This window comes from Streptomyces sp. NPDC059740, from assembly GCF_042733155.1.
Taxonomy (GTDB): Bacteria; Actinomycetota; Actinomycetes; order Streptomycetales; family Streptomycetaceae; genus Streptomyces.
Genome location: NZ_JBHWGP010000099.1, coordinates 1 through 1,829 on the forward strand (window position 1 = coordinate 1; position 1,829 = coordinate 1,829).

The 1,829-nt window shown below is 70.7% G+C and carries 1 pseudogene; it reads left to right on the top strand.

Annotated elements, in window-relative coordinates:
* Positions 1–15: 15 nt before the first annotated feature.
* A pseudogene (locus tag ACFV3R_RS34590) lies at positions 16–1,829 on the top strand (beta-ketoacyl synthase N-terminal-like domain-containing protein); the annotation flags it as partial.

The window sequence follows — 1,829 nt, forward strand, 5'->3', positions numbered from 1 at the left end:
GCGGTGGATGCGCAGATGGATCACAGTCCTGGTCGGGTCACGCCGCATCGGTTGTTGCGGCAGGGGATGAACTTCCTGGACACCGAGCGGGCGCTTACGGCGTTGGGTCAGGTGTTGCAGGATGATGAGACGTTCCTCGCGGTGGCGAACGTGGAGTGGGAGAAGTTCGCGCCCGTCTTCTGTGCCGCCCGTCCCCGCCCCCTGTTGGACACCCTCCCCGAAGCGCAGGAGCCGCAGGACGACCACACCCAGCAGAGCACGACCACCCAGCCTTCCGGTGAACTTGCCGACCGGCTTGCGGGGCTTGAGCGTGCCGAACGTCAGCGGGTCGTGGAGGAACTGGTGCGGTCGCATGCCGCCACCGTGCTGGGTCACGACACGGCAGACGACGTGCTTCCCCAGCAGGCGTTCCGGGAGATCGGCTTCGACTCGCTGACCGCGGTGGAACTGCGCAACCGGCTCAACGCAGCCACAGGGGTCCGGCTGCCGTCGACGGTGGTCTTCGACTACCCGAACCCGACGGCGTTGGCCCGGCAGATCGTCGACAGCATGTTCGGCGCCGAGGAGACGGTGACCGCGCCCTCACGCGCGGACGACCCCACGGTGACGACCGGCGAGCCGATCGCGATCGTGGGCATGGCCTGCCGCTATCCCGGTGGCGTGCGCAGCCCGCAGGAGCTGTGGGACCTGCTGGCCGTCGGCGGCGACGCCATATCCGGCTTCCCCACCGACCGCGGCTGGGACATCGAGCAGCTCTTCAACCCCGACCCCTCAGCCGAAGGCACCAGCTCGGTCGCCGAGGGAGGCTTCCTGACCGACGCCGCCGGGTTCGACGCGGGGTTCTTCGGGATCTCGCCGCGTGAGGCGCTGGCGATGGACCCGCAGCAGCGACTCCTGCTGGAGATCTGCTGGGAAGCGGTCGAGCGGGCCGGTGTCGACCCCGCTTCGCTGCGTTCCACCGCCACCGGTGTGTTCGCCGGTGCCGCCCCGTCCGGCTACCACGGGACCGGTGGCGACCTGTCCGGGTCCGAGGCCCATCTGATCACCGGTACGGCGATGAGCGTGCTGTCCGGTCGGGTCTCCTACAGCCTCGGCCTGGAGGGCCCCGCCCTCACTGTCGACACCGCCTGTTCCTCGTCCCTGGTCGCGATCCACCTCGCCACCCAGGCGCTGCGGAACGGCGAATGCACCCTCGCCCTCGCCGGCGGGGTCATGGTGATGGCCGACCCCGCGGAGTTCGTCGGCTTCTCCCGGCTGGGTGCGCTGGCCGCGGACGGGCGGTGCAAGGCGTTCGGTGCCGGAGCCGACGGGATGGGCATCGCCGAGGGAGCCGGCATCATCGTCCTCGAGACGCTCTCCGCAGCACACCGCAACGGGCACACCGTGCTGGGGATGATCCGCGGCACCGCGGTGAACCAGGACGGTGCCTCCAACGGCCTGACCGCGCCGAACGGCCCCTCGCAGCAACGCGTCATCCGGGCGGCTCTGGCGAACGCGCGGTTGTCGGCCTCCGATGTGGACGTGGTGGAGGCGCACGGTACGGGCACCGAGCTGGGTGACCCGATCGAGGCGCAGGCGCTGCTGGCCACCTACGGCCAGGACCGGCCCGAGAACCGGCCGTTGTGGCTGGGCTCGGTCAAGTCCAACATCGGCCACAGCCAGCAGGCAGCAGGCGTCGCCGGCGTCATCAAGATGGTGCTCTCGCTGCAGCACGGACTGCTGCCCGCGACGCTCCACGCCGAGGAGCCGACCCCGCATGTGGACTGGTCGGCGGGTGAGGTCCGCCTGCTCCAGGAGCCCGTCGACTGGCCGGCGGACACGGCCCGCCC